18 protein-coding genes are annotated in these 21,453 nt (G+C 70.6%); 7 read left to right on the top strand and 11 right to left on the bottom strand.

The window, feature by feature from the left end; all coding sequences use genetic code 11:
- The first annotated feature begins 37 nt into the window (after positions 1–37).
- The 4 genes from JOD48_RS01120 (at position 38) to JOD48_RS20015 (ending at position 4,720) form a co-directional block, all read left to right on the top strand.
- Positions 38–994 carry a PhzF family phenazine biosynthesis protein gene (locus JOD48_RS01120; RefSeq protein WP_191790755.1) on the top strand — a complete coding sequence of 319 codons (957 nt, stop codon included), beginning with the start codon at positions 38–40 and terminating at the stop codon, positions 992–994.
- A gap of 104 nt (positions 995–1,098) precedes the next feature.
- On the top strand, positions 1,099–2,472 hold the full coding sequence (locus JOD48_RS01115) for an MFS transporter (RefSeq protein WP_204806818.1): 1,374 nt from the start codon (positions 1,099–1,101) through the stop codon (positions 2,470–2,472).
- Between the two features lie 140 nt (positions 2,473–2,612).
- On the top strand, positions 2,613–3,326 hold the full coding sequence (locus JOD48_RS01110; RefSeq protein WP_191790753.1) for a LytR/AlgR family response regulator transcription factor: 714 nt from the start codon (positions 2,613–2,615) through the stop codon (positions 3,324–3,326).
- Positions 3,323–4,720 carry a sensor histidine kinase gene (locus JOD48_RS20015; protein WP_204806816.1) on the top strand — a complete coding sequence of 466 codons (1,398 nt, stop codon included), beginning with the start codon at positions 3,323–3,325 and terminating at the stop codon, positions 4,718–4,720. The genes JOD48_RS01110 and JOD48_RS20015 overlap by 4 nt, the downstream gene beginning before the upstream one ends.
- Positions 4,721–4,847: 127 nt before the next feature.
- Here JOD48_RS20015 and JOD48_RS01100 read toward each other — a convergent pair whose 3' ends face one another.
- Both JOD48_RS01100 and JOD48_RS01095 read right to left on the bottom strand, forming a co-directional pair.
- Positions 4,848–5,876 carry a glycosyltransferase family 2 protein gene (locus tag JOD48_RS01100; RefSeq protein ID WP_204806813.1) on the bottom strand — a complete coding sequence of 343 codons (1,029 nt, stop codon included), beginning with the start codon at positions 5,874–5,876 and terminating at the stop codon, positions 4,848–4,850.
- 11 nt (positions 5,877–5,887) lie between these two features.
- Positions 5,888–6,589: a GtrA family protein gene (locus JOD48_RS01095; RefSeq protein ID WP_239527532.1), complete on the bottom strand. Its 702-nt coding sequence runs from the start codon at positions 6,587–6,589 to the stop codon at positions 5,888–5,890.
- A 542-nt stretch (positions 6,590–7,131) separates the two neighbouring features.
- Between JOD48_RS01095 and glf the strand changes: the two genes are divergently transcribed.
- Complete coding sequence (gene glf / locus JOD48_RS01090) at positions 7,132–8,283, top strand: UDP-galactopyranose mutase (protein ID WP_204806811.1); 1,152 nt, start codon at positions 7,132–7,134, stop codon at positions 8,281–8,283.
- Between the two features lie 60 nt (positions 8,284–8,343).
- Here glf and JOD48_RS01085 read toward each other — a convergent pair whose 3' ends face one another.
- From JOD48_RS01085 to JOD48_RS01070, 4 genes are all read right to left on the bottom strand, one after another.
- Positions 8,344–9,579, bottom strand: coding sequence for a DUF916 domain-containing protein (locus JOD48_RS01085; protein WP_204806809.1), 1,236 nt, complete (start codon positions 9,577–9,579; stop codon positions 8,344–8,346).
- A gap of 150 nt (positions 9,580–9,729) precedes the next feature.
- Positions 9,730–10,998 carry a hypothetical protein gene (locus JOD48_RS01080; protein WP_191792232.1) on the bottom strand — a complete coding sequence of 423 codons (1,269 nt, stop codon included), beginning with the start codon at positions 10,996–10,998 and terminating at the stop codon, positions 9,730–9,732.
- Between the two features lie 26 nt (positions 10,999–11,024).
- On the bottom strand, positions 11,025–12,029 hold the full coding sequence (locus JOD48_RS01075; RefSeq protein WP_204806806.1) for a TIM barrel protein: 1,005 nt from the start codon (positions 12,027–12,029) through the stop codon (positions 11,025–11,027).
- Positions 12,030–12,088: 59 nt separating this feature from the next.
- Positions 12,089–15,505: a PQQ-dependent sugar dehydrogenase gene (locus tag JOD48_RS01070; RefSeq protein ID WP_307823906.1), complete on the bottom strand. Its 3,417-nt coding sequence runs from the start codon at positions 15,503–15,505 to the stop codon at positions 12,089–12,091.
- A gap of 610 nt (positions 15,506–16,115) precedes the next feature.
- On the opposite strand from JOD48_RS01070, the gene JOD48_RS01065 reads away from it, so the two are divergent.
- On the top strand, positions 16,116–17,255 hold the full coding sequence (locus tag JOD48_RS01065) for a PrsW family glutamic-type intramembrane protease (protein ID WP_204806804.1): 1,140 nt from the start codon (positions 16,116–16,118) through the stop codon (positions 17,253–17,255).
- 95 nt (positions 17,256–17,350) lie between these two features.
- Here the strand turns inward: JOD48_RS01065 and JOD48_RS01060 are convergent, their stop codons facing one another.
- Positions 17,351–17,773: a hypothetical protein gene (locus JOD48_RS01060; protein ID WP_204806802.1), complete on the bottom strand. Its 423-nt coding sequence runs from the start codon at positions 17,771–17,773 to the stop codon at positions 17,351–17,353.
- A gap of 202 nt (positions 17,774–17,975) precedes the next feature.
- Between JOD48_RS01060 and JOD48_RS01055 the strand changes: the two genes are divergently transcribed.
- Positions 17,976–18,560, top strand: a complete 585-nt coding sequence (locus tag JOD48_RS01055) for a P-loop NTPase family protein (protein ID WP_307823905.1) — start codon at positions 17,976–17,978, stop codon at positions 18,558–18,560.
- Here the strand turns inward: JOD48_RS01055 and JOD48_RS01050 are convergent.
- The 4 genes from JOD48_RS01050 to gcvT form a co-directional block, all read right to left on the bottom strand.
- A complete protein-coding gene (locus JOD48_RS01050; RefSeq protein WP_191792236.1) occupies positions 18,529–18,957 on the bottom strand; it encodes a (deoxy)nucleoside triphosphate pyrophosphohydrolase in 429 nt (142 codons plus the stop codon). The two genes, JOD48_RS01055 and JOD48_RS01050, sit on opposite strands and share 32 nt — an antisense overlap.
- Positions 18,958–19,117: 160 nt before the next feature.
- Positions 19,118–19,360: a LuxR C-terminal-related transcriptional regulator gene (locus JOD48_RS01045; protein WP_138826958.1), complete on the bottom strand. Its 243-nt coding sequence runs from the start codon at positions 19,358–19,360 to the stop codon at positions 19,118–19,120.
- Positions 19,361–19,737: 377 nt separating this feature from the next.
- Positions 19,738–20,109 (bottom strand): glycine cleavage system protein GcvH, encoded by a 372-nt coding sequence (gcvH, locus tag JOD48_RS01040; RefSeq protein ID WP_191792237.1) that lies wholly within the window; start codon positions 20,107–20,109, stop codon positions 19,738–19,740.
- A 69-nt stretch (positions 20,110–20,178) separates the two neighbouring features.
- Entirely contained in the window at positions 20,179–21,354 is a 1,176-nt protein-coding gene (gene gcvT, locus JOD48_RS01035; RefSeq protein ID WP_191792238.1) for a glycine cleavage system aminomethyltransferase GcvT, read from the bottom strand.
- Positions 21,355–21,453 lie beyond the last annotated feature (99 nt).

Genomic DNA, 21,453 nt, shown 5'->3' with positions numbered 1-21,453 from the left:
GCTGCGGAGGGGCGGGCGCGGCAGTAGCGTCGGACGCGTGACCACCCCGCCGCGCCTCCGCCCGTTCTCACAGGTCGACGTCTTCACGACGACCCCCTACCGGGGCAACCCGGTCGCGGTGGTGCGCGACGCCGTCGGGCTGGAGGACGCTCAGATGGCCGCCTTCGCCCGCTGGACCAACCTGTCCGAGACCACTTTCCTCCTCCCGCCCTCCCCCGAGGGCGCGGCCGCGGGGGCCGACTACCGCCTGCGCATCTTCACGCCCGCGGGCGAGCTGCCGTTCGCCGGGCACCCGACGCTCGGCTCGTGCCACGCATGGCTCGCCGCGGGCGGCACGCCGCGCGAGCCGGGCGTCGTGGTCCAGGAGTGCGGGATCGGCCTGGTCCCGCTGCGCCGCTCCCCCTCGACGGACCTGACCGACCTGCCCGACGGCGGAGCCTCCCCGGGCGGTCGGCTCGCCTTCGCCGCTCCCGACCTCCTCACGGACGAGCCCGTCGACCTCTCGACCCTCACCGCGATCACGCGCGCGCTCGGGCTCGAGGCTCGCGACGTCGTCGACCACCGGTTCCTCGACAACGGACCGGGCTGGCGCGTGCTCCTGCTCGGCTCGGCCGAGAAGGTCCTGGCCCTCGACCCCGACTTCACGGGGCTGGGCGACCTGGCGATCGGCGTCGTCGGGCCGTACACCGCCCTCGGGGACGGACGCTACGACGGCCCGGACGGGGCCGCGGTCGAGGTGCGCGGGTACGCGCTCGACATGGGCATCCCCGAGGACCCCGTGACGGGCAGCCTCAACGCGGTCGTCGCGCAGTGGCTCCAGCCCGACGGCCTGCTGCCCGCCGAGTACGTCGCGAGCCAGGGCACTGCGCTCGGGCGGGCCGGGCGCGTCCACGTGAGCCGCGAGGCGGGCTCCGGTGACGACGGCCAAGACGTCGACACCGTGTGGGTCGGCGGCGACGCCGTGACCTGCATCGACGGCACGGTGCTGCTCTGACCCGCGCGCAGGACGGGCCGGGCGAGGCACCGCTGCCGGACCGGCCCGTCCCGCCCACAGAAACACCGTGAGAACGCGGCCGCACGCGGCATAGAGTTCACTGAATGTCAGGAAACCTTGCAGTCGATCGCGCCCGCTGGTCGTTGATGGCGCTCTTCGCGCTCTTCGGCATCGTCGGCACGAGCTGGATGACGCGGCTGCCCTCGATCCGCGAGGCGCTCGGGGTCTCCTCGGCACAGCTCGGCCTGATCCTCATCGTCGGCGCGGTCGGTGCGCTGTTCGCCGTCATGTCCACGGGTGCGGTCGTCGCCCGGTTCGGGAGCCGCCGGACCCTCGTCGCGGCCACCGTCGTCAACCTCGTCGCGCTGCTGCTCGTCGCGTGGGGCACGGCGACCGGGAGCGTCGGCGTCTTCGCGGTCGGCGCGTTCACCAACGGCATCAGCGGCGCCCTGATGAACGTGCCGATCAACCTCAACGGGGCCATGGTCGAGCAGCGCGTCGGCCGCGCGATCCTCCCCCACTTCCACGCGGCCTTCTCGATCGGCGCGGGCGCGGGCGCGCTCGTCGGGGCCGCGTTCTCCGCGGCGCAGATCCACATCGCGGTCCAGCTCGTGATCATCACGACCCTCGTCGCGATCGCCCGCGCCTTCCTCATCGGACCGGCGACCGTGTTCGCCCCCGAGCGCCAGGCCGCGACGCGCGCGGAGGACGACCGCTCGGCCGTCGCAGCGCCGTCGACCCGCGGGACGAGCGACGCGACGGACGAGGTGGCCGCCGAGGTGGCCGACGCTCCGGCCGGATCCGCGGCGGAACCCGCCGCGGCGCACGGCGTCACGGACGAGGCGACCCCGCGCCCGACCAGGCGTCGTGGTGCCGGGCTGCGCAACGCCCTGTCCGCGTGGCGCGAGCCGCGCACCCTGCTCATCGGGCTCGTCCTGCTCGCCGCGTCCCTGTCCGAGGGGTCGGCCGGCAACTGGCTCTCGATCTCGATGGTCGACGGCTTCGCGGTGCGCGAGGCCGTCGGGGCCATGGCCTACGGCACGTTCGTCGCCGCCATGACGGTCTTCCGCTTCGCCGGGACGGGGCTCATCGACCGGTTCGGCCGCGTCACGATCCTGCGGGCCTCCGGGATCTCCGCCCTCGTCGGGCTGCTCCTGTTCGGCCTCGCGCCCGGGCTGCCCCTCGCCTGGTTCGGCATCGTGCTGTGGGGCTGCGGGGCCGCGCTCGCCAACCCGATCGCGATCGCTGCCGCGTCGGACGACCCGCTGCGGGCCCCGGGGCGCGTCTCGGTCGTGACGTCGTTCATCTCGTTCGGCCAGCTCACGGCACCGCCGCTCCTGGGCCTGCTCGCGGACTCGATCGGCGGGCGGCACGCGCTGCTCACCATCACGGTCGCCACCGTCCTGAGCATCGTGCTCGCGGGCTGGGTCAAGCCGCTGCCGCAGCCGAGCAGGACGTTGGTGGCCGACCGGGTGTGACCTTGGTCCTCCGGTCCCGAGCCTGGGTCGACGAGGTGCCCGAAACCCCCGTTTCGCGCCGATCTCGGCCCGGCTTTGCTTGGTATCTTGGGGGAGCACCCGGGCGGCGTCCGGGGTCGAGGTGAAAGAGGTCCGCCAGCATGATCCGCATCGGCGTAGTCGACGACGAGTCCGCCAGCAGAGACGTCGTGCTCGGTCACCTCGACCGCTTCCAGGTCGAGAACCGGGTGACGTTCGACGTCCGCACCTTCACGGACGGGCGCGAGCTCGTCACGGGCTACCGACCCGACTTCGACATCCTCTTCCTCGACGTCCAGATGGACGACCTCGACGGCCTGGACACGGCCCGGCAGATCCGCACGCTCGACTCCCGGGTCGTCATCGTGTTCGTGACCAACATGGCGCAGTACGCGATCCACGGGTACGAGGTCGACGCGCTGAGCTACCTCCTCAAGCCCGTCCCCTGGTTCGCGTTCTCCCAGGAGCTGCGCCGGAGCATCGACCGCGTGCGACGCAGCGGGACGGACTCGCTCATGCTGACCGTGAACGGCGCCCTCGCCCGGGTGGACCTCCTCGACGTCGTCTACATCGAGAGCATCAAGCACCGGGTCGTCGTCCACGCGGTCGACCGGACCTACGCGTTCACGGGCACCCTCAAGGCCTTCGAGACCGACCTCGCCGACAAGGGCTTCTTCCGCAGCAACAGCTGCTACCTGGTGAACATGCGCCACGTCCTGGCGGTCGACCAGAGCACGTGCGTCATGCTCGGCGGCGACGAGCTCCAGATCAGCCGACCGCGCAAGCGCGCCTTCCTCGACGCGCTCGCCGACCACGTCGGTGGACGCGTCGCGTGATCCAGGACGTCCTGCCGGCCATCGCGGAGGTCCCCACCGACATCCCCCGCGGATTCACGGCTTTCGCGGAATGGTCCGCGTGCCTCGTGTACATCCTGCTGCTGCGCAAGAGGTTCACGCCGCCCGTCCTCGCCCTCCTGCTCGGGCTGGGGCTCGGTCTCCTGTGGGCCGTCCAGTCCTTCGCGGGCGAGCTGCCGATCCCGCTGTGGACGTTCGGCATGGCCATGGCGGTCGCCGCGATGTACAGCGTGGTCATGCTCTGCGCCGACGTGTCGACGAGAGAGGCCGGGTACTTCACGGCGCGCGCCTTCGTGCTCGCCGAGCTCGTCGCATCGCTCCACTGGCAGCTCTACAGCTATGCCGTCGACCAGGGGTTCACGGGCGTGGCGGTCCGGGCGGGGCTGCTGGTCCTGGTGTACGGCGCGGCCTTCACCGCGGCCTACTTCATCGAGAGACGACACTTCCCGCCGGACCAGCAGCTCGAGGTCGACCGGCGCGGCCTGCTCAGCGCGGCCTCGATCGCCGCCGTCACGTTCCTCATGAGCAACGTGAGCTTCGTGAGCTCCAACACGCCGTTCAGCGCGCAGTTCGGTCCCGAGATCTTCTACATCCGCACGCTCGTGGACCTCGCCGGGTACGTCGCTCTCTACGCCCAGCAGGGACAGCGCCTCGAGCTCCAGCGCGCGGTCGAGGTCGAGGCCATGAACCGGATGCTGCGCTCGCAGCACGAGCAGTACCTGCAGTCCAAGCGGAACATCGACATCGTCCACCGCAAGTATCACGACCTCAAGCACTTCGTCACCGCGATCAGGACGGAGAACGACCCCGCCGCCAAGGCGTCCTACCTCGATCAGCTCGAGGAGAGCATCCAGGGCTACGGCGTCCAGGTCGAGACGGGCAACCCCGTGCTCGACACCATCCTGACGTCGAAGACGTCCCAGTGCGCCGAGCTCGGGATCACGCTGACGTGCGTGGTCGACGGCGCAGCCCTGTCGTTCATGGACGCCATGGGGCTGAGCGCGCTCTTCGGCAACGCGCTCGACAACGCGATCGAGAGCACCGCGGCCCTGCCGGACCCCGAGAACCGGCTCGTGCGCGTCGCGGTCTACACGCAGAGCTCGCTCGTCATGGTCCGCTTCGAGAACTACCACGTGGGCGACCTCGACTTCGACGACGGCATCCCCCGGACCACCAAGCGCGACACGCTCAACCACGGGTACGGCCTGCGCAACATGCGCCAGGTCGTCGAGGGGTACGGCGGGTCGCTCACGGTGCGCACCGAGTCCGACTGGTTCGTCGTGCGGGCCCTCATCCCTGTCCCCGAGGGGCGCAGGTCGCGGCCCCAGAGCCGACGGCTGGAGGTCCTGGGCCCGCCGGACGCGTCGGGGCACTGAGGCCACACCGGGCACCACCGGGCACCACCGGGGTAGAACGTGCTGCGCGAGGTAGAACGTGCTGCGCGGGGTAGGACGCGGTGCGTACTACCTCGGCACACCACGTTCTACCTCGTGCCCACCAGGCTCAGTTGAAGCCGATGACGCGTTGGGCGGCTTTGTAGGCCAGGACGGACAGGTGGCGTCCGGGTCTGCCGGGCAGGTTGGAGATCTGGTGCAGGGTGGTGCGGCGTAGTCGGCGGTACAGGGCGGGGTCGTAGGCGCGCACGTGGGCCCAGAACTCGTCCTTCTTGCGTAGTGACTCGCGGGTGCCGGCGCGGACCAGGAGCATCGAGGAGACCAGGGACACGATGTCGAGGTAGTGCAGCATGTAGCGCTTGAGGGCGCGGGGCGTGGTGGGGTTCGCGCGGGCTGCGGACAGGTGTTCCATCATGGTGCGGTTGATGCGTAGCTGTTGGTCCACGCGCGAGATCATCACGGTCTCGTTGACGGACTGGTCCGCGCGCCCGATGTAGTACCGGTACAGGTCGACGTTCAGGTAGTACAGGCGTCGGACCGCGGGCAGGGGTGCGTAGGCGTAGAGGTTGTCGACGTAGAAGGTGTGCTCGGGCAGGACCAGGCCGGCCTCGCGCAGCAGGTCGGTGCGGTAGATCAGGGAGTGCATGAGGATGTACTGGTTCTTGCGCAGGCGCCCGACCTGGTCCCAGCCCAGGACCCGGTCCTGGGGTAGGGCGTTGGTGTAGCGCACGGCGGTCTTGTTGCGCTTGTCGACCTTCTCGTACACGAAGTTGCTGACCAGCATGTCGATGCCGGTGTCCTGGGTGACGAAGGAGTCCAGCAGGTCCAGGACCTTGGCGTAGGCGTCGGCCTCGAGCCAGTCGTCGGAGTCCACGATCTTGATGAACCGCCCGCGCGCGTGGGCCAGGCCCGTGTTGATCGCGGCCCCGTGACCCCCGTTGGGCTGATGGATCACGCGCACCACCCCCGGGTGGGCGGCGGCGTACCGGTCCGCGATCTGGGCCGTGGCGTCCCACGACCCGTCGTCCACGATCAAGACCTCCACCCGCTGGCCCCCGGCCAGCAGCGAGTCGATGCTGCGGTGCATGTACGCCGCAGAGTTGTAGCACGGCACCACGATCGTCAACAGCTTGGACATCAGCGCACTCTTCAGACTTCCTGGCCCGCACGGGCCGACGACGAGGACTCCCCCGCACCCCCGGCCACCGGCACACCCGCCACCTGAGCAGGGCCAGCCACCTCGCCCGGCTCTGGCGCCTGGTCCTCGGGGTCACGCTTGAAGATGATCTTGAAGATCGGGAAGAACACCCAGAACGATAGGGCACTGTTGATGATCATCGTGACCATGTCGGCCGCGGTCTCACCCGTCTTGCCCAACCCCCACGTGTCGATCAACAGCTCGTAGATCGGCGCCTTGTACAGGCCCTGCAACGCCGCCGCCGCGAACGTGATCACCACGTACGCCACCACGTACCAGAACGCCGCCCGCCAGATCGAGGTGTTCGACTTGAACGTCACGTTGCGCTGAGCGAAGAAGTTGATCACCTGCGCGATCAACAACGTCACCTGCACCGCCAAGAAGTACGCCAACCCACCCCCACCCTCAGGCAACGCCCCCGCCGCATAGTCGAACACGAAGAACGACGACCCATCCGGATTCGACCCCACCGGCAACACCTGAAACCCCGTGTCCACCAACCCCGTCGCCCCGAACACCGCCTTGAACGCCGGCATCAACGCCAGCTGCAGCACCGTCACCCCATTGCTCAACAAGAAGAACAACAAGAACTGCGCCGCCCCCGGACGCCGCTCAGCAAACCCCGACCACGCCTGACCAATCCGACCGAACATCACACACTCACTCTCACGAAGGGGTACCGCGCAGCACGGCGGGGCGCCGGGGCGTGGGGGGACGGGAACGTCTCGATCGTCATCGGCCTCCTTGCCGTTCGGGTGCTCCGTCGTGCTCCTCGGTGACGGGGCGCACGGACGACGTGTCGCCCGTGCGCCCGATCCGGACGCCGCCCCGCACGTGCGGGCGGCCGTCCTCGTCATGGGGGTCGTGAGTACTGCGGCGCCGCCTCCCCGTCCGGGAGTGGCGTCGTCGGAAGTCAAGCACCCCCCGGCGGCCCACCGCCCCGCTGTGCACAACCTGTCGATCAGGACGCATGATCTGTCGTCCGAGGCGCCAGCGGCCGGCGCCCGCCCCGGCCCCGACGCCGTCGTGGGAGCCTCCCGGCGGTGCGCTCAGCAGGGCGCTATATGCTGCAGTCCTTCGAGCTCGTCGGCGCCCGTGACCTCGATCCCGAGACTCCCGGTGAGGTTCCCGGGCCGCACGGGCGCCCCTCGACGCAGGTGCGCCGAGCGACGTGACGGCCGGTTCAGCTGGGAGCATGATGACGGATCTCGTGGTGGTGGGAGCAGGCTTCTTCGGCCTGACCGTGGCGGAGCGCCTCGCGACGCAGCGCGGGCTCAAGGTCCTCGTGATCGACCGCCGGTCGCACATCGGGGGGAACGCGTACAGCGCGACCGAGCCGGAGACCGGCATCGAGGTGCACCAGTACGGGGCACACCTCTTCCACACCTCGAACGAGCGGGTGTGGGAGTACGTCAACCGGTTCACGCGGTTCACGTCGTACGTGCACCGCGTCTACAGCACGCACCGCGGCGAGGTGTACCCCCTGCCGATCAACCTGGGGACCATCAACCAGTTCTTCCGCAGCGCCCTGGGGCCCGACGCGGCGCGCGCCCTGATCCGCGAGCAGGCGGCCGAGCTCGGCGGGAGGACCCCGCAGAACCTGGACGAGCAGGGCGTGAGCCTCATCGGCCGCCCGCTCTACGAGGCGTTCGTCCGTGACTACACGGCCAAGCAGTGGCAGACGGACCCTCGGGACCTCCCGGCGTCGGTCATCTCCCGCCTCCCGGTCCGGTACACGTACGACAACCGCTACTTCGCCGACACCCACGAGGGCCTTCCCGTCGACGGGTACACGGCGTGGCTCGAGCGCATGGCCGACCACCCGAACATCACCGTGCAGCTCGACACCGACTTCTTCGACGCCTCGCAGCCCGTGAACAAGCAGGCGGTCGTCGGCCACGTCCCGGTCGTGTACACCGGGCCTGTGGACCGCTACTTCGACCACGCCGAGGGTGAGCTCTCGTGGCGGACGCTCGACTTCGAGCAGGAGGTCCTGCCCGTGGGCGACTTCCAGGGCACCTCCGTCATGAACTACCCGGACGCCGACGTCCCCTACACCCGGATCCACGAGTTCCGGCACTTCCACCCGGAGCGCGACTACCCGACCGACAGGACCGTCATCATGCGGGAGTTCTCCCGCTTCGCCGAGCGGACCGACGAGCCCTACTACCCGGTCAGCACCGCCGTCGACCGCGAGCGGCTCGCGGCCTACCGCCGCCTCGCGGAGGGCGAGCCCGAAGTCTTCTTCGGCGGTCGCCTGGGCACCTACCAGTACCTCGACATGCACATGGCGATCGGGTCGGCGCTCTCGACCGTCGACAACCGGCTCGACCCGCTGTTCTCCTGACCCCGGCCAGGTGGCCGGGGCACGTCAGTCGGCCGACGCACGTCAGGTGGCCGGGGCACGTCAGGCGACGGGCTGGTCGTCGCGCTCCTTGAGGGCCTGGGCCACGGCCTCGGCGACCTTGCGCTCGTCACGGACGCGGCGCCGTCGGGCAGCGCGACGCCACAGGACGACGGCCGCCACGAGCAGGACCAGCAGCGCGAGGGCGGCCCACGGCACCGCGAGCGTCGACGCCGAGGCCGACGCGGGGGCCACGACCGGGGCCTCGCCGTCGGCCGCGCCGATCGCCGTGACGACCTCAGCGGTCACCCGCACGTCCGCCGAGACCCGGCCGAGCGGCCACACGCCGTCGACCGTCACGGTGCGCGTCACGGACGTCCCGGGGAGCAGCTCGGGGAGCTCGACGCGCGGGGTGCTCTGCGCGCCGGCGCCCCACGGCCCCGCGACCCGCACGACCTGACCGGCGGCCAGGCGCGTGTTGCCGTCGTTCGTGACAGTGAACGTCACGGTCGCGTCGCCCGCCGCGAAGGGGTTGAGCGTGCCGTCGTAGGTGACCGAGACGTCGTCGAGCACGACGGCGGGGACCAGGTCGCCCGCGACGCGCAGGTGCATGCGCGATCCCAGCCGGCGGTCGACGCTCACGCCCTCGGCGTTCTCGACCAGCAGCGAGGACACGACGCCCGCCGCGTAGTCGCCGGGCGTCGCGTCGGTCGGGACGGTCAGGGTGAACGGGACGACCACGCTGTCGCCGCCCTCGACCGTGACCTCCTCCCCCGCGAAGGACACCCACGCACCGAGAGCGGAGGACTCCTGGCCCGCGGGCAGCAGGTCGAGCTCGCCCGCCTCGGTCATGAACCCGTCGGCCGCGTAGACGCGGAACGTCAGGGGCCCCTGCGTGTAGTTGGAGACGATGATCCCGTCGTCCAGGCTCGCGCCCGGCTCGAGGGCGTAGGCGTAGTTGGGGCGCTCGGTACCGTGCACGGTGTCGGCGGGGCGCACGCCCCAGGTCACGGGCGCCGCAGCGGGCGCGGCGCCGTCGGTCGCCGCAGGATCCTCCGGCCCGACGGCGGCGCTCACCACGTGCGGGAGCGCGGCGGACCGCGAGGACAGCGCGAGGGCGGACGCGCCCGGGGCCACCAGCGAGACGAGCAGGCCCACGACGAGCGTCACCGCGAGGACCGCGAGGATCCACAGGGCGTGGCTGTGGCCGTTCACCCGCTGGTGCGCGCGCACGTTGGTCAGCGCGGACCGCCCGTCGGTGTCCCGCTCGGGCCGGAGGAAGAGCTGCTGCATGGCCATGGTCGTGCCTGCTTTCGTGATGCCCGGCCGGGACGGCCAGGTCGTTCGCCCCGTCCGGCGGCTGTCCGGGCCGGTGGGACGGGCTGTCGAGCGGTGGTGCCGGCCGGCCTGTGGAGGAACGGGCCGGCCGGCACCACGGTCACGGCGTGACTAGCTGAGCGCGGTCAGCGTCATCGTCGCGTTGTAGGTCCCCTCGTTCACCGAGAGCGGGAGCTTGAGGTCCAGCTCCGCCCCGATGACCGCGGAGCCGCGGGCGTGCCCGGCCTCCGCGCTGCCCAGGGTGCGGGCGACGGACAGGCCGTCACCCTCGACGAAGCCCGAGGCGACGGCCGCACCCGCGACCGCTCCGCCGTCGTTCTCCAGGAGCTCGGGCGTCCACCCGAGGTACTTGCCGGACACCGTCTCGCCGCCCGCGACGAAGTCGCTGACCTGCGCCGAGACCGACCAGGCCGGGGCGTTGATGCGGGTGTCCGTGACGCGGACCGGCACCAGGTCGCCCGAGGCCGCGAAGTGGTCGCCCTGCTCCTCGGCCACACCCAGGTCGACGAGACCCGTCGAGCCTTCGAGGCTCCACGTGAGCTCGCCCGGCCGGGGCTCGGGGATCACGACCGCGACCGACTGGTCGCCCGCCGCGAGCGCGCCGGGGGCCGTGCCGGTGAGGTCGCCCTCGACCGAGCCCGCGGTGTTGCCCGGACCGAAGTTCGCCGCCGGGGTGTTGTCCGCGAGGCGCACGGCCCCGTGGACCGTGGTGCCCGCGACCTGGAGGTTCGCGGTGTTGCCGGTCAGGACGAGGTCCCCACCCACCGTGTTGCCCCACTGGTCGGCGGTCCCGTCGGCGTTCGCGCCGATCAGCGCGTCGCGCGAGGTGCCCGTCACGGACAGGCTGCCCCCCACGACCGCGCCCCCGAGGCTGACGCCGAAGTCGCTGTCGCCGAGCGTCGCGTCGCCGCCCACGCTCGTGCGCAGCACGTCGACGTAGGTCGCGGCCTGCGTCGTGAGGTTGCCTGTGATCTTGGTGTCCGAGATCTCGACGTCGACCCCGCCCGTCGCGACGCTGCCACCCACGCGCAGGTCGTACAGGTAGAGGAACCCGGTGCGGGACCCCGCGGTGTACGAGCTGATGTCGCCGCCCACGCTCGCGCCGTCGATCAGGACGCCGTACGCGTCGGTCGCGACGACGTCGCCCTCGATGACCGCCTCGGTCGCGTCGAGCCATGCGTCGTCACCGACCGTGATCGAACCCTGGACCGTCGTGCCACCGAGGACACAGGTCGCCCCCGCGGGGACCACCAGGTCGCCCGCGACGACCGTGTCGTCGAGCTCGGTCGTGCAGTTCGTGACCGCGGCGTGCGCCGACGGTGCGGCGACCGCGAGCAGCGCGAACGCTGTGGCAGCGGCTGCTGAAACCTTCCACTTCATGTCGATTCTCCTGTGATCTCGGTGGGTCAGCCGCGAAGGCCGTAGATGGAGGTGTAGCTGCGTCGTGCGTTGCCCAGCGAGTTCAAGGGGTTCGGCGGCTCGGCGACCGAGCTCGCGTTGTCCTGCTCGTACAGGCCGAAGTGCTGGCCGCGCGTGCGGAGCTGTGAGAGGAAGGACTGGTAGTCGATGCTGCCGGCGCCGAACTCGATGATGTCGTAGCCGTTGGCGCTGCTCGGGTTGGCCTTGCCGTCCTTGAGGTGCAGCATCGGGAAGCGCCGCGGGTCGCGCTTGATGTACTCGATGGGCTCGAACCCGGGGTACTTGTACTGGCCGACGTGCGCCCAGTAGACGTCCATCTCGAAGAAGACGAGCGACGGGTCGAACTCGTCCCACAGCAGGTCGTACACGCGACGGCTCGGGTCGTCGGACGTGAAGCGGAACTCGCCGTCGTGGTTGTGCGCGTAGAGCTTGAGGCCCGCCGCCTTGGCCTTCTCCCCCATGGCGTTCCACGTCTGCGCCGCGGCCGTCCACGCCGCGACCGTGTTGGTGCCGTTGATCGGGCCGCCCTGGCCGAGGTGCGGCATGCCGAGGATCAGCGCCTTCTCGATCTCGGCGTCGATGTTGTTCGGGTTGAGGTTGACGTGCGACCCCACGGCCCGCAGGCCGTTGTCGTCGAGGATCTGGCGGATCTCCGCGGGGGTGATCGCACCGACCTGCCCCTGCGTGTACCCGGCGAACTCGATCTCGGAGTAGCCGATGTCGGCGAGCTCCTCGAGCACGGCCCGGAAGCCGAGCTGGCTGACCTTGTCACGGACGGTGTACAGCTGGATGCCGATGCGGTTGACCGGGACCAGGCGGTTGCGTCCGCTGCTGGGAGCCGCGGCCACGCTGCCGAGCGCGGACGCCGCCGTCGGGCCCAGGGCCGCGCCGACGCCCACGGCGACCGTCGACGCAGCGAGGGCCTTGAGCAGGTTCCGCCGGCTCATCGGCCGAGCCGGGATGGACTCGTGGTAGTGCTCGTGTGAACTCATGTCTCTCCTTCGAGGTGAGGTTCGGTGGCCCGGGGCGCGAGCCCCGGGCCACCACGTGCCTAGTTGCGGACGGTGAGGTTGAGCGACGTCGCGCTCTTGGTGACGCCGGTCGAGCCCTGGTAGGCGATCTCGACCTTGTAGGTGCCCACCTCGGGGAGCTTCGGGAGCGTCACGACGACGTTGCCCTCGGCGTCGAGCGTCCCGGTGCGGGTAGCGACCGTGGCGTTGTTGCGCTTGACCGTCACCGTGACGTCGCCCGTGGCGACGACGCCCGTCGAGCTCTCGACCGAGATGTTCGCCTTGGCGGCGATCGAGGGCTTGACCGGGTTGGGCGAGACCGAGCCCGAGACGGTCGACGAGGCCGCGGCCACCGTGAGGCGCACGGTCGACGAGGACTTCTTGAAGACCTGGTCGGCCTGGTAGCTCGCCTTGAGGGTGTGCGTCCCGACGGCGAGCGACGGGTCGAGCGCGATCGTCGCGACGCCCTCGACGAGGGTCCCGCGACCGACCTCGGTGTCGCCCGAGGTGAGGACGACGTCGCCCGTGGGCGTACCGCCCTCGCCCGTGACGGTGACCGTGGCCTCGCCCGGAGCCCCGTAGGAGACGCGGGCCGAGGACACGGCGACCTTGGTGACCGACGAGACCGTGGGCTCGTTCGGTGCGGCGAGGTCGATCGTGAAGGAGACCGAGCCGACCGTCGAGACGTTGCCGCCCGTGTCGGTCGCGCGGTACTGGAGGGTGCGCGCACCGTTGGTCGTGAAGCTCACGCCGTACGCGCCGCCGGCCGCAGCCACGTTCGTCCAGGTCTGACCGTTGTTGGTCGAGTACTGCACGCTCGCGAGCGCGCCGTCGTCCTTGACGTCGAGGTTCATGCGCACGGCCTTGTTGTAGACGCCGCCCACGCCCGTGGGCGCCGCCGGGTCGAGCGAGTGCGTGATGGTCGGCGCCTTGACGTCGCCGACGCCCACGCCCTGGAAGTCGAACGAGTCGACGGCCAGCTCGTTGGCCGAGGTCACGAAGAGCGTGCCCGAACCCTGCGGGGCGTTCGTGAACGGCACCGTGACCTCCTTCCAGCCTGCGCCGGAGGGGATCTGCGCGGTCGCGAACGGTGCCGCGTCGGCCGCACCCCAGCGGAGCTGGAGCTGACCGCCACCGTTGGCGACGACCTTGACGCCCGTGATCCCGGCGAAGTTCACCGGGCTGTAGGACAGGTGGTCACCGGTGCCGAGCCCGCGGATCGCCTGACCGGCACCCGCCGTCTCGTCCTCGTAGGCCACGACGCCCTTGCTCTTGGCGTGCTCGGCCTGCTGGACGAACGGGTTGAGCTGGACGGTCGCCTCGCCGGGAGCGGCGGGCAGGCCGTTGTGCCCGTTGTCGGTGTAGGACACGACGACGGCGCCGTAGATGTGCGCGCCCTCACCGTGCTGCGGCGAGTCGGGGGACGTCTTCCACGCCCCCGTGCAGCCCGTGCCCGAGACCTCGGGGTGGGCGTGCTCGTCGTGGCCCAGGCCGTAGGTCCACGCCACGCGGTTGCACGCGGTCGCGGTCCCGTCCTCGGCGTCGTTCGTCGAGACCTTGAACGGCACGGCCTGGCCCCAGCTGAAGAACGAGCCGTCGCCGGGGTAGTCGACCGTGACCGTCGGTGCCTGGTTGCCGACCGAGATGACCTTGGAGGTCAGCGTGAACTTGCCCTTGGCGTCGGTCACGCGCAGGCGGGCGTTGTACTGGCCGAGCGTCGTGTAGGTGTGGCTCGCCGTGACGCCCGTGGCGTCGAACGATCCGTTGCCGTCGAAGTCCCACTGGTAGGTGAGGGCGTCGCCGTCGGGGTCGCTCGAGGTGCCCGCGTCGAAGGCCACCGTGAGCGGCGCCTCGGAGGACGAGGTCGGGTTCGCGGTGAACCGCGCCTGCGGCGCCTTGTTCCCCTCGGCGTAGGACACCTTGTACAGGCCGGCGTCCGGGTTGGCGCGGAAGAATCCGTCGCCGTAGTCGAGCACGTAGAGCGAGCCGTCGGGGCCGAACTCCATGTCGATCATGTTGTCGTTCAGCGGCTGCGCGTTCTTCGCGAGCTGCGCGTTGGGCGTGAAGTCCTCGATGTGCGTGACCTCGTAGGAGTCCCAGTCGACCGTGAAGGCCGCCAGGTAGTCCTGCGAGAACTCACCGAAGAACGCCTTGTTGTCCCAGTACTCCGGGAGCTTGGACGTCGAGGGGTTCTCGGCGTCGTAGTGGTAGACGGGGGCTCCCATGGGCGCCTGGCCGCTGCCTGCCCCGAAGTTCACGAGCTCGTCCCACGGCTGGTCGCCGGGGCGGTCGCCGTAGTAGAGCGTCGCCTCACGGGCCGGCGGCAGGTCGACGAGGCCCGTGTTCCAGCGCGAGTTGTTCTTGAGCGCGGCCGGGTCGAAGAAGGCCCCGGGCGTGCTCGTCGCGAAGTTCCACTCGTTGTAGGCCGCGTTGGGCCCGTGCACGTAGGGCCAGCCCGCGTTGTGCGGGTCGTCGAGGCTCACGGTGTTCCACTCGACGTAGCCCATGGGGCCACGGTTCGGGTCGGCGTTGGCCGCGTCCGGTCCGTAGTCGCCCCACGAGAGGCTGTTCGTCTCGGGGTCGACGTCGATGCGGAACGGGTTGCGGACACCCATCACGAAGATCTCGGGCCGGGTCTTCTCGGTGCCGACCGGGAAGAGGTTGCCCTCGGGGATCGTGTAGGTGCCGTCCGGCTGGACCGTGATGCGCAGGATCTTGCCGCGCAGGTCGTTGGTGTTGCCGGCGCCGCGACGCGAGTCCAGACCGGGGTTCATCCCGGGAGCGTCGTTGTTGGGGGCGAAGCCGTTGGCTCCGGGCGCGCTGGCGGGGGTGTTGTCACCGGTCGACAGGTAGAGGTTGCCGTCGCCGTCCCAGTCGATGTCGGCGCCGACGTGGCAGCACTGACCGCGCTGGACCTCGACGTCGAGGATCTTCTGCTCAGAGGCCAGGTCGAGCCCGGTGCCGGTCCACTGGAAGCGGGAGAGGCGGTTGACGCCCTTCCACTGGTCCCAGTAGCTCGCGTCGGCGCCGGCGGGCAGCGTGTTGGGGGCCGAGCCCGCGGGGGTGCCGCTGAGCGGGGCGTAGACGAGGTAGACCCAGTTGTTCTCGGCGAAGTTCGGGTCGACGGCGATGCCCTGCAGGCCGTCCTCGGAGTTCGCGTAGACGGGGATCTTGTTGGTGACCGACGTGACGCCGGTCTGGGGGTCCGTGAGCCGGACGTCCCCGTTGCGTGCGGTGTGCAGGATCTTGCCGTCGGGCAGGATCGCGAGGTCGATCGGCTCGCCGACGTCCTTGGTCAGCAGGATCTTCTCGTAGTTGGACCAGTCGAGCGCGGCCTCCGCGCCGGGCTCGCTGCCGTGGTCGACGCCGTCGTGCGCGATGGCCGGGGCCGTCGCGGCCGCGAGGCCGGTCAGGGCCAGGACGCCGGCGAGCGAGGCGGCGACCACCCTTGATCTCACGGTCCTTCGTTCAGGAATAGACTTCACAGTGATGCAGCTCCTCATCGGGGTTCATCGCCGGGCCGAGCCACCGCTCGCTGCTGGAACAGCGGGAACACGGGTGGCTCGGTCTTTATGTCTGTACGGGGGCGGCGTCCGGGGCTGCGTGCCCGCGCCGCTGCTGCTGTCCTCCCCTCGCCGTCGAGTGGTGGTGGGACCCGTGGGTCGCACCGGCTGAGCACACCGGGGTCTCCCCCGTCGGGACGAGCGATCTGCCGCGGAGGCAAGATGCTCGGTATGTCATGGATCAGGGTGGATCTACCTGCGAGAACGGCAGTCTTCCTCGACCACCTGGTAGGAATCTAGGGGGACTTCTATCGCCTGTCAATCAAAAGTCGAAACCTGCCGCTCACTAGTAGGGCACAGATGCCGAACACGCGCGCGCGGGGGGACGGCCTCGTCGAGTGCGCGGTTCGGGTCGTCCCGGGCTCGCGCAGCACCACCCGACGTGCCCGCTCGGCAACATCGCGACATCGCGACGAAGCGACCCGATCACGGTCCGTGACGACGAGTGTCGGCGTGTCGTGCCGCTCGGAGTCTCGACGACGGAACCTGGTGATTGGCTGAAGTCATGATGCTCAACATCCTCGGCGCGGTCCTGCTGATCGTCGGCTTCTACGCCGCGTGGCGACTCGCGCCGAAGCGCCCCGACGCCCCTGCCGCAGGCTGGTTCCCCGACCCCGCCTCGAAGTCCCCGCGCAGCCGCCTCTGGGACGGCCAGGCCTGGACGGCACGAGTCACGGGCGGCGCCGAGCGGGCGAACCGCGGCCACCACTTCCGAGGCCGGTTCTGGGGCCGGTGGGTCTGGAGCCTCGCCGCCGCGCTGGTCGTCCTCGGGATCGGGATCGCCGCCTACCAGGCGACCGAGAACGTGCACGTCATGGCCGTCACGAGCTTCTTGGCCATGGCCCTCGTGTGCTGGGCGTTCTACGGCTTCGTCGACCGTCAGCTCTCGCTGCGCGACGTGATCGGCCTCCGCCAGGTCGCGGCCGTCGCGGTCGCCTCGGCCGGCGCCACGTTCCTCGTCGCCCTGAACCTCAACGACCTCACCGGTTCGATCGGCGGCATCTCGCTCGCGACGGCCCTCGTCGGGTTCACCGAGGAGACCGCCAAGCTGCTCGTCCCCATCGCGCTGTTCCTGCTCGGTACCTACCGCAACCCGCGTGCAGGTGTCGCGATCGGGCTCGCGTCCGGGTTCGGCTTCGCGATCGCGGAGACCACGCTGTACGCCTACCAGACGGCCGCGGCCTCAGGTCCCGCCTTCTGCGGTGGCGAGACCCCTGCGGTCACCACCGGATCGGTGATCGCCGCCCAGGTCGCCCGTATCTTCGGCGTCTCGCCGTTCCACTGGCTCTTCACGGGCATCGCGGTCGCGATCGCGTGGCGCGCATGGCACCTCTACGGCCGCAAGGGGATGCCTGCCGCGATCGGCGGGATCGTGCTCGTCATGGTCGTCCACTCGCTCAACGACACCAGCGCGACCCTGGGATGCGGCGAGCCCACGGTCCAGTCGCTCCTGGCCATGGTCCGCTACGTCCTGGTGATCGTCATGTACCTGGTCTTCAAGGCGTGGACCCGCAAGCACACGCCGCCGACGATGATCGGCTCGGTCAGCAAGGGGTGGACCCCGAAGCACCTCGGGGAGCAGCAGGTCTCGGCCGACGAGGCTCCCGCGCAGGGCGACCCCGCGCGCGAGCCCGCCGACGGCTGACCCGCACACGAACAAGCCCGACCGCGGTCTCGACGACGCCCCCGCTCCCCTCGACGGGGAGCGGGGGCGTCGGTCGTTCCGTGCGGGCGCGTCGGTCACGCGCGGAAGTACCGCCGGGACGCCCCGTTCCAGAGCAGCGCGAGCACCAGGAGGGCGACGACGATCGTCAGCACAGCCCCCGTCAGGTGGTGCGGACCGAAGCGCAGCAGCGAGTAGACGCCGACGCCGACCCGGAGCAGCATGACGACCGTGATCGCCATGAGCGCCCACCTCCCCCTGGTCTGGACGCCGAGCGCGACGAGCACGACGAGCACCCCGACGACGAGGCTCAGGAGCGCGAAGAACTGGATCTCGGCGCGGGTCGCGGCGATCGCCCCGGTCACTGCGGCGTCGCCCGCGAGCAGGAACAGCGCGACGCTGCCCACGACGTCGGTCACGGCCGCGATCCACGTGAGCGCGACCGCGACGGTGACGCTCACGGGTCGTGCCGGGGGGCCCAGTCCGGTGAGGTCGCTCATGCGGGGCACCTCTCTCTGCGTGGGGACGCCGTGCGTGCACGAGGCCCGGTCGGGCGGTCGGAGGTAGGTGCGATGCCCGGTCCGACTACCCCGCGCGCCGCGATCTGCGTCCCTCCGTGATACCAGCGCCGGGACGTGACCGCGCGGCGAAGCCCGGCCGCAGAGCGGCGGTCGTCACCGGCCCGTCGGGTAGTGTCCCCGGGTGCTCACCCTCCTCGGCCCCGTGGACGACGTCGTCGCACACCTCGGGCACAGCCCTCGCCGCGTCGTCGTGGCCGGGGTCTCGGGGTCGGGGAAGACGACCCTCGCGCGGCGGGTCGCCGCACGGCTCGACCTGCCGCACACCGAGATCGACGCGCTCTTCCACGGCCCGGGATGGACTCCCCGGGCGACGTTCCTCGACGACGTGCGCGACGTCGTCGGGCAGGAGGGTTTCGTCGTCGAGTGGCAGTACCGCGCGGCGCGACAGCTTCTCCTGGACGAGGCCGACCTCGTCGTGTGGCTCGACCTGCCGGTGGCGACGACGATGCGCCAGGTCGTGGCACGCACGCTGCGGCGCGCGTGGCGGCACGAGGTGCTGTGGAACGGCAACGTCGAGCCACCGCTGCGGACGGTCCTCCGGGACCCGGGCCACGTCGTCCGGTGGGCGTGGTCCACGCGGCACTCGTTGCGCGACCTCCCGGCAACGGTCGCACGCCAGGACCCGCCGCCGGTTCTCGTGCGCCTGCGCAGCAGGCGTCAGGTCGAGACCTGGGTCAGACGGCTTCCTGCGCCACCCAGTCGCTGAGCGCGTCGACGATCCGGACGTCGCCGTCCAGCCAGTCGACGCTCCCCCACTCGCCGGTCGGCAACCAGGACAGCTCGTCATGCTCGACGAGCGGCTCGGGCTCCCCCGCCACGATGCGGGCGAGCCACAGACGCATGACGTGCCGGTCCGTGATGTTCCAGCCGCCTTCGTCAGGCCCGGCGAGCTCGTCACCGAGCTCGACCTGCACGCCCAGCTCCTCGCGGAGCTCACGGTGCAGCCCGTCGACGGGTGTCTCCCCCGGATCGACCTTGCCCCCCGGGAACTCCCAGCGCCCCGCGAGCTCGACCGGCCGAGAACGGCGGGCGGCGAGCAGCAGGCGAGGGTTCGTGAGGTCGTCGACGACGGCGGCGGCCACCACGAGACGGCGGGAGATCATGTGCGCAGTGTTTCATGCCGACCATGACGGGACCTGGCTCGACCGTGGCCTCGGCACGCGTGCCCGCGTGCGCCAGGCCCCCTGTCGACGACCACGGACGTGCTCCGCGCCCCGTGCTTCCCGCCCGCGAAACGGGCGGGGTCTCCCCCGAGAGCCGGTGTCAGCGGATACCTGCGTCCTTGGCCCACTGGACGGCCTCGGCGCGCGTCGAGACACCGAGCTTGCGGTAGAGGCTGCGCACCTGCGACTTCACGGTGTTGCGGGTGACGAACAGCTTGGTGGCGATCTGCTCCAGGGTGATGTCCTCGGAAAGGTTCGACAGCACGACCTGCTCACGGCGGGTGAGTGGTGCTGCGAGCTGGACGGCCGGCGACTCTGTCCGGGCCAGTTCGATGATGCTCATGCTTCCTCCATGTGCTGACCGGTCTTCCCATCGCGTCATGGGTCGATCCGGTGAGGTGCTGCTACTGGGAGAGATGGGCGAACCTGCGATTCATGACGCGGTTCTTCACCCTCAATCTCAGAGGTCTTTCACGACGGGGTCCCCAGCGGCGTGATGCACAGTATCCACGCAGGTCAGATGCCGAAAATCCGGACTCTGGCAACAACGGCCGATATCTCCGATGTGTCGCGGATCACCCGTCGTTCGTTGCGACAAGAAATGTGATCCGCCTCACAGTCTTGCTCCCCAGCATGCTGAGTGACAACCGGAAACGCCCGAGGGCCGCCCCTGCGACAGTGTCGCGGAGCGGCCCTCGGGCGATTCCGGGGGGCGGGCGGTCAGCCGCCCACGAGCGCGCTGTACTCGTCGGCCGTGAGCACCGGTCCGGTCTCGGTCACGTCGACCTTGATCAGCCAGCCGCCGGCGAACGGCTCGGCGTTGACGAGGGACGGGTCGTCGATCGCGGCCTGGTTGACCTCTGCCACGGTCCCGGTGACCGGCGAGTACAGCTCGGAGACCGACTTGGTCGACTCGACCTCACCGATCACCGAGCCTGCCGTGACGGTCGCGCCGACCTCGGGCAGCTCGAGGTAGACGATGTCACCGAGGGCCTCGGCGGCCGTGCTCGTGATGCCGACGACGGCGGGGGTCGAGGCGTCGAGCCACTCGTGCTCGGCGGTGTACTGCAGGTCGGCGGGGAAGTCTGCCATGAGGTGCTCCTGGTCTGCTGGTGGAGATCGGGGGGTACGGGGGACGGGGATCGAGCCGTGGGGCCCGGGTCAGGACGCCTGGGGACGACGGTAGAACGGCATGGGCACGATCACCACCGGCTCCTCACGGCCCCGGACGTCGACCGCGAGCTCGGTGCCCTCGGCGCTGAACTCGGGCGTCACGTAGGCCATGGCGACCGGATACCCGAGGGTCGGCGAGGGGGCGCCCGAGGTCACGAAGCCGATCTGCACGTCGGGGTCCTTGCCCGGGATCACGACCGGGTATCCCGCGCGAGCCGGCCTCTTTCCCAGGCCACGGAGGCCCACGAGCACGCGCGCAGGCTGAGCGCCCTTGCGGGACGCCAGGGCCGCGCGGCCCACGAAGTCGAGAGGGTTGCCCTCGGCGTCGACCTTGTCGAGCTTCACGACGCGGCCCAGGCCCGCCTCGAACGGCGTCGTGGTCGTGTCGAGCTCGTGGCCGTAGAGCGGCATGCCGGCTTCGAGGCGCAACGAGTCGCGCGCCGAGAGCCCGGCGGGGACCAGGCCGTGAGGCTCCCCTGCGACAAGCACCTTCTGCCACAGCTCGCGGGCCGCTCCGGCGGGCACGAAGAGCTCGAACCCGTCCTCCCCCGTGTACCCGGTGCGGGCCACGAGGGCGTCGATCCCCGCGACCCGGAGCTCTACCGAGGCGTAGTACTTCAGGTCCTTGATGACTTGTACATCGCCGGGCGCCACGAGCGAGCCGACGATCTCCTCGGCACGCGGCCCCTGGACCGCGACGAGCGCGGTGTCCGCGGCCTGGTCGGTGACGGTCGCGTCGAAGCCCTTCGAGCGACGGACCAGCTCGTCGGTCACGAGCGGCGCGTTCCCGGCGTTGGCCACGACGAGGAACCGCTCCTCGCCCAGACGGTAGACGACCAGGTCGTCGAGCACCGAGCCGTCCTCGGCGCAGATCATCGTGTAGCGCGCACGGCCCACGGCGACCGCCGTGAGGTTGCCCACGAGGGCGTGGTCCAGGGCTGCGGCCGCCTGGGGTCCGCTGACCTCGATCTCGCCCATGTGCGAGAGGTCGAACAGGCCTGCGGCCTCGCGCACCCCGCGGTGCTCGGCCAGGTCGCTCGTGTAGCGCAGCGGCATCTGCCACCCGCCGAAGCTCGTGAGCGAGGCCCCCAGGGCGACGTGCTCGGCGTGGAGCGGGCTGAGGCGGTCAGCGACCGGGGTGGTGTCCTGCACGGACTCCGTCATGGTGATCCTCTCTGCGGTGCCAGGACGAGGGTGACCTCTACGTCACCCACGCCCTGACGGTCCTGGGGTGGGTCCGAGGTGTCAGAACCAGCGTGGCCT

Source organism: Oerskovia paurometabola (assembly GCF_016907365.1).
Taxonomy (GTDB): Bacteria; Actinomycetota; Actinomycetes; order Actinomycetales; family Cellulomonadaceae; genus Oerskovia; species Oerskovia paurometabola.
Note: the sequence above shows the minus strand (reverse complement) of the source record. Positions and strands in the feature narration are given on the sequence as shown.